At 69.7% G+C, this 13,557-nt stretch carries 15 protein-coding genes and 2 pseudogenes; 10 read left to right on the top strand and 7 right to left on the bottom strand.

The features are described 5' to 3' along the window. Positions 1 to 55: 55 nt before the first annotated feature. The 5 genes and pseudogenes from AB0B41_RS21640 (at position 56) to AB0B41_RS21620 (ending at position 3,359) form a co-directional block, all read left to right on the top strand. Positions 56 to 724 (top strand): type I restriction-modification system subunit M N-terminal domain-containing protein, encoded by a 669-nt coding sequence (locus tag AB0B41_RS21640; protein WP_358205978.1) that lies wholly within the window; start codon positions 56 to 58, stop codon positions 722 to 724. After that, on the top strand, positions 628 to 855 hold the full coding sequence (locus tag AB0B41_RS21635; RefSeq protein WP_358206083.1) for an N-6 DNA methylase: 228 nt from the start codon (positions 628 to 630) through the stop codon (positions 853 to 855). The genes AB0B41_RS21640 and AB0B41_RS21635 overlap by 97 nt, the downstream gene beginning before the upstream one ends. Further along, the gene (locus AB0B41_RS21630; protein WP_358205976.1) at positions 783 to 1,652 is read left to right on the top strand and encodes an N-6 DNA methylase; all 870 of its coding nucleotides are present in this window, start codon (positions 783 to 785) and stop codon (positions 1,650 to 1,652) included. Before AB0B41_RS21635 ends, AB0B41_RS21630 begins: the two co-directional genes overlap by 73 nt. A gap of 214 nt (positions 1,653 to 1,866) precedes the next feature. Then, a pseudogene (locus AB0B41_RS21625) lies at positions 1,867 to 2,381 on the top strand (transposase family protein); the annotation flags it as partial. 756 nt (positions 2,382 to 3,137) lie between these two features. Then, a complete protein-coding gene (locus AB0B41_RS21620) occupies positions 3,138 to 3,359 on the top strand; it encodes a hypothetical protein (protein WP_358205974.1) in 222 nt (73 codons plus the stop codon). Between the two features lie 333 nt (positions 3,360 to 3,692). Here AB0B41_RS21620 and AB0B41_RS21615 read toward each other — a convergent pair. The 4 genes and pseudogenes from AB0B41_RS21615 to AB0B41_RS21600 all read right to left on the bottom strand — a co-directional run bounded on the left by AB0B41_RS21615 (position 3,693) and on the right by AB0B41_RS21600 (position 7,534). Next, positions 3,693 to 4,466, bottom strand: a pseudogene (locus AB0B41_RS21615) (SDR family NAD(P)-dependent oxidoreductase). Beyond that, entirely contained in the window at positions 4,463 to 5,209 is a 747-nt protein-coding gene (locus tag AB0B41_RS21610; RefSeq protein ID WP_358205972.1) for an SDR family oxidoreductase, read from the bottom strand. The pseudogene AB0B41_RS21615 and the gene AB0B41_RS21610 overlap by 4 nt, the downstream one beginning before the upstream one ends. Further along, the gene (locus tag AB0B41_RS21605; RefSeq protein WP_358205969.1) at positions 5,206 to 6,147 is read right to left on the bottom strand and encodes an alpha/beta fold hydrolase; all 942 of its coding nucleotides are present in this window, start codon (positions 6,145 to 6,147) and stop codon (positions 5,206 to 5,208) included. Before AB0B41_RS21605 ends, AB0B41_RS21610 begins: the two co-directional genes overlap by 4 nt. Then, on the bottom strand, positions 6,137 to 7,534 hold the full coding sequence (locus AB0B41_RS21600; RefSeq protein ID WP_358205967.1) for an NAD(P)-binding domain-containing protein: 1,398 nt from the start codon (positions 7,532 to 7,534) through the stop codon (positions 6,137 to 6,139). The genes AB0B41_RS21605 and AB0B41_RS21600 overlap by 11 nt, the downstream gene beginning before the upstream one ends. A gap of 140 nt (positions 7,535 to 7,674) precedes the next feature. On the opposite strand from AB0B41_RS21600, the gene AB0B41_RS21595 reads away from it, so the two are divergent. Beyond that, positions 7,675 to 8,319 (top strand): TetR/AcrR family transcriptional regulator, encoded by a 645-nt coding sequence (locus tag AB0B41_RS21595; protein ID WP_358205965.1) that lies wholly within the window; start codon positions 7,675 to 7,677, stop codon positions 8,317 to 8,319. 17 nt (positions 8,320 to 8,336) lie between these two features. Here AB0B41_RS21595 and AB0B41_RS21590 read toward each other — a convergent pair whose 3' ends face one another. After that, on the bottom strand, positions 8,337 to 9,383 hold the full coding sequence (locus AB0B41_RS21590; protein WP_358205963.1) for an alcohol dehydrogenase catalytic domain-containing protein: 1,047 nt from the start codon (positions 9,381 to 9,383) through the stop codon (positions 8,337 to 8,339). A 1-nt stretch (position 9,384) separates the two neighbouring features. Next, positions 9,385 to 10,572, bottom strand: coding sequence for an LLM class flavin-dependent oxidoreductase (locus tag AB0B41_RS21585; RefSeq protein ID WP_358205960.1), 1,188 nt, complete (start codon positions 10,570 to 10,572; stop codon positions 9,385 to 9,387). A gap of 181 nt (positions 10,573 to 10,753) precedes the next feature. Between AB0B41_RS21585 and AB0B41_RS21580 the strand changes: the two genes are divergently transcribed. The 4 genes from AB0B41_RS21580 to AB0B41_RS21565 all read left to right on the top strand — a co-directional run bounded on the left by AB0B41_RS21580 (position 10,754) and on the right by AB0B41_RS21565 (position 13,183). Continuing rightward, positions 10,754 to 11,542 carry an SDR family oxidoreductase gene (locus AB0B41_RS21580; RefSeq protein WP_358205958.1) on the top strand — a complete coding sequence of 263 codons (789 nt, stop codon included), beginning with the start codon at positions 10,754 to 10,756 and terminating at the stop codon, positions 11,540 to 11,542. A 65-nt stretch (positions 11,543 to 11,607) separates the two neighbouring features. After that, a complete protein-coding gene (locus tag AB0B41_RS21575; protein ID WP_358205956.1) occupies positions 11,608 to 12,312 on the top strand; it encodes a hypothetical protein in 705 nt (234 codons plus the stop codon). Continuing rightward, positions 12,309 to 12,932, top strand: coding sequence for a cytochrome c oxidase subunit 3 (locus AB0B41_RS21570; protein WP_358205954.1), 624 nt, complete (start codon positions 12,309 to 12,311; stop codon positions 12,930 to 12,932). The genes AB0B41_RS21575 and AB0B41_RS21570 overlap by 4 nt, the downstream gene beginning before the upstream one ends. Then, complete coding sequence (locus AB0B41_RS21565) at positions 12,929 to 13,183, top strand: cytochrome C oxidase subunit IV family protein (protein ID WP_358205951.1); 255 nt, start codon at positions 12,929 to 12,931, stop codon at positions 13,181 to 13,183. Before AB0B41_RS21570 ends, AB0B41_RS21565 begins: the two co-directional genes overlap by 4 nt. Positions 13,184 to 13,194: 11 nt before the next feature. Here the strand turns inward: AB0B41_RS21565 and AB0B41_RS21560 are convergent. Continuing rightward, on the bottom strand, positions 13,195 to 13,557 hold a 363-nt coding region (locus tag AB0B41_RS21560), incomplete at its 5' end, for a transposase (RefSeq protein ID WP_358205948.1).

Below are 13,557 nucleotides of genomic sequence, written 5' to 3'. Positions count from 1 at the left end.
TCAATCGTGACGACCTGTTCCCCAGAGAGTCGATGAGTGCGACAAGTGATGCTACATGACTGATCAAGGGCAGAAGCAGCTCGGCAAGACTCTAAGGAACATCGCTGACCAGCTCAGAGGGGCGATGAATGCGGACGACTTCCGCGACTACATGCTCGCGTTCTTGTTCCTTCGCTACCTCTCAGACAACTACGAGCAGGCTGCGAGGAAGGAACTCGGGACTGATTATCCTGACTCGAACGCCGTGGGCAACGGTGGGCGGTCGTCTCTGCCTGTTTGGTATGAGCAGAATTCAGGCGATATATCGGCGTTTGAGAAGCAAATGCGCCTTAAAGCCCATTACGTTATTCGACCCGAGCACCTCTGGGCAAGTATCGCACATATGGCGCGGACGCAGAATGAGGAGCTGTTAAACACACTGCAGGCCGGCTTCAAGTACATCGAGAACGAATCCTTCCAGAGCACATTCTTTGGACTTTTCTCGGAGATTAATCTCGGTTCGGAGAATCTCGGCAAGACCTACGCCAACCGCAACGCGAAGCATTGCGTAATAATCACAAATATTGCCGATGGTCTCGCGGGTTCTCAACTCACAGCGACACACTTGGCGATGCCTATGAGTATCTCATTGGCCAGTTCGCCGCCGCTGGGTCGGGCAAGAAGGCGGGCGAGTTTTACACGCCTCAGCGAATCTCCGATATCCTTTCGGCGATCGTCACCCTAGACGGTCAGGAGCCAGCGTCCGGCACTCGTGAGCGGCTTGACAGCGTTATGGATTTCGCGTGTGGATCCGGCTCGCTGCTTCTGAACGTCCGAAAGCGGATGGGGTCGCTACTTACAACCTCGCCCGAATGAATATGCTGCTACACGGGGTAAAAGATTCAGAGTTCGAGATCTATCACGGCGACACGCTGACCAACGACTGGGACATGCTTCGTGAGACGAACCCTGCGAGGAAGCCCTACTTTGACGCAGTGGTTGCCAACCCGCCGTTCAGCTACCGCTGGGATCCGAACGAAGCGTTGCGCGAGGACGTGCGTTTCAAGAATTACAGGTTGGCGCCGAAATCGGCGGCCGATTTTGCTTTTCTCTTAGACGGATTTCACTACGTGAAGGACGACGGTGTGATGGTTATCATCCTGCCGCACGGCGTCTTGTTCCGCAGTGGAGCGGAGGCGAAGGTCCGCACGAAATTGCTGCAAGATGGGCACATTGATGCCGTCATTGGCTTGCCGGCGAACCTGTTCTATTCGACTGGCATCCCTGTGTGCATTCTGGTCCTCAAGAAGTGCAAGAAGCCCAATGATGTCTTGTTCATCAACGCGGCTGAATGCTTCGAGAAAGGCAAGCGGCAGAACTATCTTAACGATAATCACATCGAGAAGATCATCGACACTTACCGGTATCGTCGGGAGGAGGAGCGGTATGCCAAGCGGGTAGGGATAGACGAAATCGAGGCTAATGGCTATAATCTGAGTATTTCGCGGTATGTGAGCCTCGCTGAGGCGGAGGTCGAGATCGACCTGGCGGCGGCCAATTCGGAGCTATTGGGAGCCGAGCGAGAGATCCGCGATGCGCTAGTGAAGCACAACAGGTTCCTAATAGAGCTCGGCCTCGATCCTCTGCCGTCGCCAGTGGAGCAAGCGGAGTGAACAGCTGGGTGCCGCTTGGGCACTCGTTCGCTCTGGTGCAGGTGATGAATAGTTCCTGAGGCGGCCCTAATTTACGCCCTACCTTCACTTAACCTTTGCCAACCTGCTGGACGGCCAGGCCAGAGCGTGTGCGGCGTGGCGTGACCTTGTATGGGTGAAGCTCCTGGTAGAGGGGCGATTGCCTAGATCAATCCGCGTTACCAGGAGCTTCAAGGTGCTGTCCTACCCGTCCGGGATGACCGTGTTCAGCCGCGCCCTCGGCGTGCTGTCGGATGCGCTGCGATCGCAGCGCAACCAGCGCCGGACTCGGTGGCGCAAGCCGCCCGCCGGCCGCCAGGCCCTGCTGGTGTCGTGGCGTATCTGCGCAAGGGCGAGACCTATGCCGACCTGGCCTCCGGATTCGAGATCGGCACCTCGACGGTGTACCGCTACATCCGCGAGGCCCTCGAGTTGCTGGTGGCGATGGCGCCGACGCTGGAACAGGCAATCGAGGTCGCGAAGCGCAAGGCGTTCGTGATCCTCGGCGGCACCCTGCCGCGCACCGACCGGGTCGGGATGGCGTTCGGCTACGACCGCGCCTGCTACTCCGGCAAGCACAAGGCCCACGGGTTGATCGTGCAGGTCATCGCTGACCCGATCGGCCGCCTGGTGTGGATCTCCCCGCCCCTGCCCGGCGCCCGCCACGACATGGGAGCCGCCCGCGAGCACGGCATCATCGACGCCCTCACCGCGCACGAGACCCCCGCGGCCGCCGACCCCGCCTACCACGGCGCCGGCCCACGGTCGCGGTCCTGCAGCGGGATCGCGCCCACGATGGACCGGCGCGCCGCCCGCCAGCCGGAGTGGTGTTGGTCGGCATCGCGCAGCCATGCGTAGCCGCGGTCGCGGACCGGCCGCAGGATCGGACAACGGGGGAGTGGTCTGGTCCGCTCCGCGCCAGGCTCGGAGCCGTGCTCCAGGACGTGGTCTCCGATGACGCCGACGAGGGGTGTGTTGGCTGAGGGCGGCGCGGGATCATGGGCAGCGCCCGGCGGCAGCGCGCGGTGGGAGGCGGCGCAGCGCGTCGCAGTCTCGAGTTGGGGGCGACGCTGAGTTGCCAGGGGCCGAGCTCGACCTGCATGTCGTCCGCCGCCGCGGCCTGGCTCACCCGGCCGCGGTCGAGGAGAAGCCGAAGCGTGGTCAAGCGGGCGTGGAGGCACGGGTGTCGGGCCACTCGCGCAATTGCTACCCTGGCGAGTGCCCGCAGCGCATCCGGCGGCAGGATCGGTTGGCGTGAAAAGGGGCCGAGGCAGCGGCCTCGGCCCCTTCCACTGACGAACGCACGCTCGCGATCTCGATGTCGGGGTCGTCGAGCATGGCTCCGCCAGGGTATGCGCGCCTACCCGCTCGCTTGCCCCGCTCCGGGCGGCGGCGAAGCTCCGGCCGATCCGGGCCACCCGGCGTCTGCGGGGACGGCATGTCTCCCGTAAGCGGGTCGAGCGGCTGATGCGTGAGCACGGGCTGCCGGACGCGTTCCTGCGCAAGCGATGGCGTGCGGCGTCGACCAGGCAGAACCCGTTCCATACTCCGGCTCCGGACCTGCTCGGCCGGGACTCCACCGCAGCGGCGCCGGACCGGTGGTGGGTCGCCGACGCGACTCGCATCCCGAGCGGGGAGGGCGTGCTCTGGCCGGCCCGCGACGCGTTCTCCAACCGCATCGTGGGGTGACGCTGCTCGGATCGCTGTGACACCGACCTGATCCTTGGTGCTCTGGAGTACGCGGTCTGGACACTTGACGTCGCAAGTGGGTAGATCGTCATCACCTCGATCGCGGCTCGAATCACACGTCTCCGCGCTTCGCGCAGCGTCTCGAGGACCACGGAATTCTCGCATTGATGGCTCGGTCGGCGATTCCTACGATGACGCGCTGTTGGAGAACACTCCTTCTCCACACTCAAGGCCGAGCTCGCCTACCGGAGATCGTGGCGGACCCGCGAGGAGGCCGGAGTCCGGAACGTCGCCGGGTGGGCGCACGCCGTGCATGAGCCCACCCGGCGACCGTCAGAGCAGGTTCTCCGACAATCCGCCGTCGACCGTGTAGGTGCCGCCGGTGACGAACGACGCGCGGTTCGAGGCGAGGAACAGGGCCAACGACGCCACGTCCCCCGCTTCGCCGAACCTTCAGTGGACCTGGGCGACGACGGCGTCGAGATCGGGGATCCCGAGGTCGGCGCCGAGGTCGACGTCCCGGTCGCGCAACAGCGCCGTGTCCACGAAACCCGGGCAGATCGCGTTGGCGCGCACCCCGGCCGGGCGCAGCTCCAGCGCGAACGAGCGTGTCATGCTGATGATCGCCGCCTTCGTGGCGGAGTAGGCTCCGCACAGCGGGGCCGGCCTGAGTCCCATGATCGACGCCGTGGTGATCAGGGCACCCCCGCCCCGCTCCGCCAGCACCGCACCCGCCGCACGCAGCGTGTGGAAGGTCCCGTGCAGGTTCACATCGACTACTCCGGCCCAGGCGTCGGTCGCCGTGGACACCAGCGGACCCACAGGCCCGCTGACACCCGCGTTCGCCACCGCGACGTGCAATCCGCCGTGTCGCTCGACGACCGCGGCGACGGTGCTCGCGACCTGCCGCTCGTCGCGGACGTCGCACGCCACACCCTCGGCGTGCTCGCCGATCCGCTCGGCGGCCTGCTCGGCCGCCGCGCCGTTGAGGTCAGCGAGGACCACGGTCGCGCCCGCCGCGTGAAAGGCCTCGCCGATCGCCGACCCGATGCCGCCCGCGCCCCCGGTGATCAGCGCGACCCGGCCCGCCAGCTCCCCGGCGCTCACAGCACACCCGCCGTCAGCCCGCCGTCGACGAGGTAGTGCGCCCCGTTGACCAGCCCGGCCTGCGGCGACGCCAGAAAGGCGACCATGTCGGCCACCTCGCGGGCCTCGCCCATCCGTCCTCCCTGTTTCGCGACCACCTGCTCGAACGGCATCCCCATCGCCTCGAACGGGGCCACGAGCGCGTCGACCATCCGGGTGGGCCCGGTCAGGGCGGGGCACACGGCGTTAACCCGTACCCCGGTCGGCCGCAGCTCGACGGCCAGCGCCTCAGTCATCCGGATTACCGCGGCCTTCGACATGCTGTAGGCGGCGAGCAGCGGACTGCCCGCCGTGCCCGCGGCCGACGACATGTTGACCACCGCGCCGTGCCCGGCCGCCGACAGCGCGGGCAGCGCCGCGCGCAGGCACCGCAGGCCGCCCACCACATTGACGTCGTAGAGCCGCAGGACCTCGTCGTCGGCGGTCTCCAGGAGCGGTCCGACCGCCTCGACCCCGGCGTTGTTGACCAGCACGTCGAGCCCGGCGAAGGCCTCGACGACCCGGCCGACGGCCGACCGCACCTGCTCGGCCGACCGGACGTCCGCGCCGACGCCGAGGTGGCCGGTCCCCAGCTCGGCGGCGGTCGCGGCCGCGGCGTCGGCGTCGACGTCGAGCACCGCGACCCTGGCGCCGTCGGCGGCGAACCGTTCGGCGATCGCCCGGCCGAGGCCCGAGGCGCTGCCGGTGACCAGGACGCCCGTCATGCGTTCACCATCACGGGCACGACCGGGGCGAACTCCGACCCGGGGGCGAAGTGCCGGTGCAGGAAGTGCAGCTGGTGGGCGACGGCCTGCTCGAACCACTCGCTGCCGGGGTAGACGTCGAAGTGGTCGCACGGGTAGTGGCGCACGTCTGCCCGGGCCCGGAAGGCCGCCCTGCGCGCGGGCGCGGGCGGCGCGCTCTGGTCCTCGTCCGCGATCTGCACCAGCATCGGGCAGCGCACGTCCTTGGCCCGTCGGCCGGGCCGGTAGGCGCCGACCGCCGCCGCCGACCGGGCGGGCACCCGGTTGGTCCAGGTGGGCCCGGCGATCCGGCGGTACTCGGCCGCAGCCCCCGGGGCGGTCATGACACCCACCGCTCCGGGCTCGGCGACGACAGGCAGCGTGACCGGCGTTCCGCCGCGGGCGGCCGCCACCAGGTCCGCGGCGACTGCGGCGGAGACGCCGGTGGCGGCGGCGCCGAGGTTGCCCACGGCGCCCCGCATAGCGACCGGGCCGTCGACGGCCGGGGTGAGCGCGATCGCGCCCGCGATCCGCGGATCCGCGGCGGCGACCGGGAACACGTGCCCACCGGAGAGCGACACCCCCCAGACGACGATCCGGTCGGGGTCGACCCCGGCCAGCGAGCGGGCGAACGCAACGGCGCCGCGGTAGTCGGCCACCTGGGCCGCCGGGGACACGGTGCCGGGGGTGCCCCCGATGCTCTCGCCGAACCCGCGGTAGTCGAAGGCCAGCACGTGCAGGCCGGCCGCGGCGAACCGCTCGGCGAAACCCTCGAGGCCGGAGTCTCGGGTCGCCGCGAAGCCGTGCGCCATGACCACGCAGGGCAGTCCGCTCGACCCCGCGAAGGTCTCGCCCGACGGCGCGTAGTGCCAGGCGGCCAGGGTGCCGCCCGGCACCGCGATCTGGATGTCAGTGCGCATCGACGCGCTCCTTCCCGATCTGGGTCGCGGCTCGCCCGGCGAGCGCCACGGGACCCTGCCCGCGGGCCCGCTTGCGGCCCGCGGGCAGCTCGCGGCGGACCATGTCGTCGGCGTACACGTGGTAGTCGAGCTGCTGGGTATGCCGCGCGCTGTCGTGCATGTGGCCCAGGTAGCGCTCGTGGTCCGCGGCGATTGCCGCCTTCATCTTCGGCACCGCCGGTGGGCGGTAGGTGCCCGCGAGGTAGCGCGCCACCAGTGAGGCCTGGCACTCGACGAACGGGAACAGGGTCGGGATGGCCTGCCCGAACCCGACCAGCATCAGGTCGTCGATCCCCGGGACCAAGATCCGCTTGAACAGGTCGATCCGGTTGTCCGGCGCGGACAGGAAGTCCTCGTCGAAGAACGGGAAGGTGATGTTGTAGCCGGTGGCCCAGATGATGACGTCGATGTCCTCGACGGAGTCGTCGACGAACCGGACGCGGTTGCCCTCGAGCGCGCGCACATTGGGCTTCGCCACGGCGTCGCCGGACCCGAGCCGGACCAGCAGCTCACTGGACTGGGTCGGGTGCGCCTCGAGGAAGTGGTGGTTGGGCTGGGGGAGCCCGTAGTGGGTCATGTCGCCGGAGAGCAGCCTGGGCAGCGCGCGGGCCAGGTAGCGCTGCGGCTTCATCGGCAGCCGCGGGAAGGTCGAGATCAGCTGGTCGACCGGCTTGCCGAGCATGTACTTCGGCACGACCCAGGCGCCCGAGCGGGTCGACAGGAAGACCCGGTTGCGGTTGCTCTGCTGGGAGAGCTCCGAGACGATGTCCGACGCGCTGTTGCCGATCCCGACCACCAGGATTCGCTTGCCGCGCAGGTGCAGCGGCTCCTCCGGGTCGATGTAGTGGTGCGAGTGCATCGTCTCGCCGTCGAACGTGCCGGGGAACTGCGGGAACCGAGGGTCCCAGTGGTGGCCGTTGCCCACCACCAGCACGTCGTAGTGCCGGGTCTCCCCGTCCGAGGTGTCGATCCGCCACCCACCCCCGTCCAGCCGCTCAGCGTGCTTCACAGAGGTGTTGAAGCGGATGTGGCGCTTGAGGTCGAACGCCGCGCTGTAGTCCTCCAGATACTGCTGCACCTGCGAGTGGTGCGGGAAGTCCGGGTAGCTCGTGGAGATGGCGAAGTCCTTGAACCGCAGGCCCTCCGCCGAGGTGTCGATGTGCAGCGAGCGGTAGGCGCTCGAGTGCCCATTGGAGTTCTTGAACGCCCAGTTCCCGCCGACGCGGTCGCCACTCTCGAAGGTGTCGAACGGGATGGCGTAGTCGCTGAGGATCTTGCTCGTGGTGAGTCCGCTGATGCCCGCACCGATCACACAGACGGTCGGACGCGGCGGCACTGCCGTGGTCATCGTGCCTCCTGGCGCACCCGGCCCACACCACCGGCTCTGGTGGTGATCGGGGTGACCAGCGCGACAGTAGCCCAGAGTCGACGTCTGTCAAAAATAGTCGTCGTATGTCGACTATGTGGGTGCTGTGGCAGGCTGGGCCGGTGCCCCCGAGACCCGCCAAGGCATCGACCGAGCGAGACTGGCTGCGCCCGAGCAAGGGCGAGGAACGGCGCGCGGACCTGCTCCACGCGCTCGAGGGAATGCTGGCCGAGCGCCGGCTGGCAGAGATCGGCGTCGACGACATCGCCGGCGCGGCGGGCGTCCGGCGCACGGCGTTCTACTTCTACTTCGCCAACAAGGCCGCTGCGGTCGCGGCCCTCCTCGAGGACGCGTTCGACGCACTGATCGCCGGAGCCCAGGACTTCCTCGGCCGCGGCGGCGACCCGATCGAGGCACTCCGCGACGCCCTCACCGCCTTGTGGGAGTCATGGCGCGTCCGGCGATCCGTCATGCTCGCGATGTTCGACGCCCGCGACATCGACGAGTCGGTCCGCGGGATATGGGACGAGTGGCTGGAGAGCTTCGTCGAGCCGGTGGGCGCCGTCGTGCGGGAGGAGCGGGCGACCGGCCGTGCCCCGGCCGGGCCCGATCCCGCCGTGCTGGTCCGGCTCCTCGTCGGGATGAACGCGTCGGCGCTTGAGCGGTGGTGTCGAGGTGGACACGACGAGGTGCCTGCGGACGTGGTGGAGGGGATGGTCCACGTCTGGGTCACTGCGCTCTACGGTCGGGCGGACGCCCAGACCTAGCATCCCGAGACCGCTGCTCAGATCGTGAGCAGGATCTTGGACGCCCGCGCCTCCCCGAGGTCGGCGAGCGCTGCGAGCAGGTCGGCGAGTGGGCGCTCCTCGACCCAGCCGGTCGTGTCATAGGCGCCCTCGGCCATCGCGGCGATGACGGCGTCGAAGTCGGCGGGCAGGTAGGCGAGGGAGCCGACGACCTCGGTCTCGCCCAGCACCAGCATCGTCGGGTTGAGCTCGACGGCCTGCTCGTGCGCGGCGACCACGACCGCACGTCCGCCGGGGGTGAGCGACGCCAGGGTCGCAAGGAAGGCGGGGGCTGCACCCGCGGCGTCGAAGGCCGCGTCGACCCCCGCGCCGTCGGTGAGGGGGTCCACCGTCTTTGCGAGGTCCTCGGCGGCCGGGTCGACGACGTGGGCGCCGAGGGCCGCGACGGCGGCCCGCCGCACCGCGCTCGGTTCGGACACCACCACCCGTTCCACCCCGCGGGCCCGCAGGGCGAACCAGAGCCCGATCCCGATGGGCCCGGCGCCGGCCACGAGCGCCGACCCACCGGGTCGCACCCGGCTCGCGGTGACCGCGCGCCACGCCACCGCCATGGGCTCCACCAGTGCGCCGAGACGCAGGTCGACGCCGTCCGGGAGCAGGTGCAGCCGCTCGGCGGCCACCACGACGTGCTCCGACATTCCTCCACCCTCGGCGGTCAGACCCAGGAAGCCCACCGTGCGGCAGGCGTTGACCCGTCCGGTGGTACATGCCGCGCAGCGCCCGCACGAGAAGATCGGGAACACGGCGGCCCGGTCGCCCGGACGCACCGTGGTCACCCCCTCCCCGACCTGCTCGACGGTGCCGGCGAACTCGTGTCCCATCACCTGGGGCGGCTGTGCGCCAGTCAGGGGGTGCGGACGTGTCGGGTCGACGCCCACGGCCTCGGGGGCGTGGACGAGGTGCAGGTCGGAGCCGCAGATCCCGGCGTACCCCGGGCGGAGCAGGACCTGTCCGGGGCCGGGCGCGGGCTCCGGGACGTCGTCGATGCGCACGTCCTGGCGTGCGTGGAACCGGGCGGCCCGCATGTCAGACGACCTCGGTGGAGGTCCCGGCGGTCGCCGCTACCTCCTGCTGGTACTTCTCGCTCATGTGGGCGATGGCCTGCAGCTGGGCCTGCGAGTGCCCCTCCCGGACGGCGACGGCGCGGGCCTTCGCGTCGAGAGTGGGCTGGGCCTGCCCCTGGAAGTGGGGGATCACCTCGCTCGCGAGCAGCTCGTAGGAGCGCCTGGTCTTCTCCGGCGTGGCCCACTCGTGGCCGAGCAGCAGGAAGCTGCCGAACCCGCCCGAGTGCTCGGCGAGCCGCTCGATCTGGGCACGTGCCTGCTCCGCGGTGCCGATGACCCCGATCCCGTTGTCGTTGATGAAGCTGATCATCTCCTTGACGTTGCTGCCGTCCACGGCCATCTGGGGGAAGGCCGCGGTGTGCGCGAAGTACTCGAACCAGGCCTCGATGCCGTGCTCCACGTCGGCGTGCGCCTGCTCCTCAGTCTCCGCGATGTGCATGGGGGAGACCAGCCGCCAGTCATCCCGGTCCACCGTCGTGCCTGCCGCCGCCGCCCGCTCCTCCATGATCGTCCAATGGTTGGCGAGGGCGTTGAACCCGTCGATCGTGAGGGTGGCGCCGATCGACAGCAGGCCGAGGCCGTGGGTCCCGGCCAGGCGGGGTCCGGTGGGCGACACGACCGCGGCCACCACGACGTCGAACAGCGGGTCGGAGTACGGACGCAGCTGCAGCCGGGCGTCGATCAGCTCGTGGGTCCGGGTCTTGGCGGATACAGTCTCGCCGTTCAGCAGCCGCAGCACGATGTCGAGGTTCTCCTCGAGCAGCTCGCGGGTGTCGGTGGGGTTCAGCCCGATCATGGCGGAGTCGGTCGGCAGCGATCCCGGACCGACCCCGAGCATCACTCGGCCATGGGTGAGGTGGTCGAGCAGGACCATCCGGTCCGCCGCCCAGAGCGGGTTGTGGTAGCTGAGCGAGATCACGCCGGTGCCGAGCTTGATCCGCCGAGTCCGGGCGCCCGCCGCCGCGATGAAGATCTCCGGTGAGGAGATGATCTCGCTGCCCGCCGAGTGGTGCTCGCCGAACCAGACCTCGTCGTAGTCGAGGTGGTCGAGCCAGGTGACCAGGTCCAGGTCGCGGTGCAGGGCGGCGGTGGGGTTGGTGCCCGCCGGGTGGATCGGGGCGATGAACGCCCCGAAGCGCAGTCGGGACATGAGGCTCCTCCTCGTCGGGGTGGCGATCGCCGAGCCGGTGCAGGCGGTCGCGGATGGCCTCACGGTAGGAGCCGGGGTGGCGGGGGTCACTGCACGAAAGTGCAGTGAGCCGCGTGGCCCCGAGGTGGTTCACTCGCCGCACCGACCGGCCGCGAGGCCCCTGAGCAGGAAGGACACTCCGATGTTCGACTTCACCGACCGGGTGGTGATCGTCACCGGCGCCGCGAACGGCATGGGCGAGGTCACCGCCCACTCCTTCGCCGCCGCGGGCGCCACCGTCGTCATGATCGACCGCGACGCCGAGCGAACGCCGCTGGTCGAGGAGGCCGTCCGCGCCGCCGGTGGCACGGCCACGTCCTTCGTGGCCGACGTGCAGGAGGAGGGCCTGGTCCAGGAGATCGTCGAGAAGGTCGTCGCCGACCACGGCCGCATCGACGTCGTCGACAACAACGCCGCGGCGATCGAGCTCGGGGCGCAGGAGACACCGGTCGGGGACATGTCAGGGGACTTCCTCCTGGCGACGATGCGCGGCACCGCGCTGCCGGGAATGTTGCTGACCCGCCACGTCCTGCCGGTGATGGTGGCGCAGGGCGGCGGCAGCATCGTCAACATCGCGTCGGTCTCGGGGATCGCGGGGGAGACGTTCATGACCGCCTACGGCATGGCCAAGGCGGCGGTCATCCAGCTGACCAGATCGACCGCCGTCCAGTACGGGCGGCACGGGATCCGCTGCAACGCGATCGCCCCCGCGTTCGTGGCCACCCGCAACAACGACCTCTACGCCCCGCCGGAGCTGCGCAAGGTCTACGAGCGCAACGTGCCGTTGGGCTTTGTGGCGCAGCCGCGACACATCGCGGACACCGCGCTGTTCCTTGCCTCCGACCACGCCGCGTACATCAGCGGACAGGTGATCGCCGTCGACGGCGGGCTCAGCGCCAGCGCCGCCACCAACGCCGACATGGGCATGTAGCTAGACCCACACGGCCCTTGTCGCGATGGGCCGAATAGTCTAGTCCTCATTCACCACCATCGACGATGGGACGCTTCGTGCGGACGAGAGTGCAGCTGCTGTGTGCCTGGAGCGGGTTCGCCATGCTGGCGGGCACCTTGGCGGGCTTCCTGGTCGCCGGGGTGCTGCCGCTGCCGCCCGCCGCGTGGTGGCCCGCCGACCGGGTGCTCGCCTTCTACACCGACTCGCCCACCACCACGCGGGTCGGGTTCGTGCTCGCGAGCATGTCCGTCGGGCTGCTGTTGCCCCTGGTGGGGTTGCTGTCGGCGCACCTCGTCGGAATCGAGGGCCGAGTCCCCGTGCTCGCGTTCCTGCAGCTGCTGGGCGGTGCCGTCACGGGTGTGATGCTGCTGGTCCCGCTGCTGATGATGGCGGTGTGCGCCTTCCGCGTGGACCGCGACCCGGCGCTGGTCCTGCTGCTGCACGACCTGGCCTGGCTGCTCCTGCTGCCGCCGGTCGTGCCCTTCATGCTGCAGGCCGTCGCGGTCGGGGTGGCGGTGCTGGGCGACCGCTCGGCGGAGCCTCTCATGCCGAGGTGGGTGGGCTACCTGAACCTCTGGATCGCCTTCCTCTTCCTGCCGGGCGTGCTGCCGTTCTTCTTCTACTCCGGCCCCTTCGCCTGGCAGGGGGTGTTCGTCTTCTGGCTCGCCCTCGCCGCGGTGGGGGCCTGGGTGGTGACGATGGCGCTGAGCCTGCGCCGGGTCGTCCTGCGGGACACGGCGCGGACGTGAGCGAGGCCGACCTCCCCGAGTTCCTCCGGCACGACCCGCCGCCGCCCACCGAACCTGTCCGGACGACCGCACGTCGCGACGGGGTGCCCGGCGAGCCGGGGCTGTGGGTGGTCGTCCTGGGCGACCTCGTGGTCTTCGCCGCCTTCTCCGTGGCGGTCGGCTGGGAGGGCCGGGCCGAGCGGGCGGACACCGCCGCCGCGGCCGGACGGCTGCTGATGGGCGCCGGTGCCCTGAACACGGTGGTGCTCCTGACCGGATCCCTGCTGGTCGCGAGCTTCGTCCAGCGGGGTTCGCGGCCCGCGGTGGTCCGCCGTGCCCTGTGGGGCACCCTCGCGTGCGCGGCGGTGTTCGCCGTCGTCAAGGCGGTGGAGTACGACCACGCAGTGGCCGTGGGCGCGGTCCCCGGCGCGGGGATCTTCTTCGTCTACTACTGGGTGCTCACGGGGATCCATCTGGCGCACCTGGCCGTCGGTGCCGTGCTGCTGGTCGTCCTGCTGCGGCGGGTGGGGGCGGGCACGGCCGAGCCGCGGTTCACCGAGGGGGTGGCCGTCTACTGGCACCTCGTCGACCTGTTGTGGATCCTGCTGTTCGGGGTGCTCTATGTGGTGCCCGTGACGTGAGGCGGCTCGTTGCGGTGTGGGCCGGACTCGTCGTGGCGACGGCGGCGACCTGGTGGCTGGCGGCCGACCACGTCCCCGAACAGGCGCTGCGCCTCGGTGCCGTCGCCGCGGTCGTGCTGACGTGCGTGAAGCTGTGGTTGCTGGCCCGGCACCTGATGGACCTGCGTGCCGCGGCGGTCCCGCTGCGCCGCGCGGTGGACGCCTGGGTGTTACTCCTCGGGGCTGCGCTGGTGGCCCTGGCCGTGCTGTGAGTAGCCCTGTGTCAAGCCGCTCGGTGTTGATGGGCTTGGGCGGCGCGGTGTCGGGTGGGGTCGTAGGGGGTGTTGGTCTGCCAGCATTTCCAGATCACGCCGAGCCAGGCGCGGGCGAGGATGCGCACGGCGTGGGGGTGGTCGTGGCCGCGGGCGATGGCGTGGGCGTAGAGGTGGCGGGCCCAGGGGCTGGCGTGGCGGGAGTCGCCGGCGAAGTCGCAGATCGCGTCGCGGAGCTGTTTGTCTGCGGCCCAGCGGAAGCTGACGATTGTGCGTTTGCCGGACTGGCGGGTGGAGGGGGCGACCCCGGCCAGGCAGATCAGCGAGTCCGGGGTGGGGAACCGGCCGCGGGCGTCGCCGATCTCGGCGAGCAG

Origin of the sequence: Pseudonocardia sp. NPDC049154, assembly GCF_040648315.1 — a bacterium.
Classification (GTDB): domain Bacteria; phylum Actinomycetota; class Actinomycetes; order Mycobacteriales; family Pseudonocardiaceae; genus Pseudonocardia.
The sequence above is the reverse complement of the archived record's forward strand: the minus strand, read 5'-3'. Positions and strand labels throughout refer to the sequence as shown.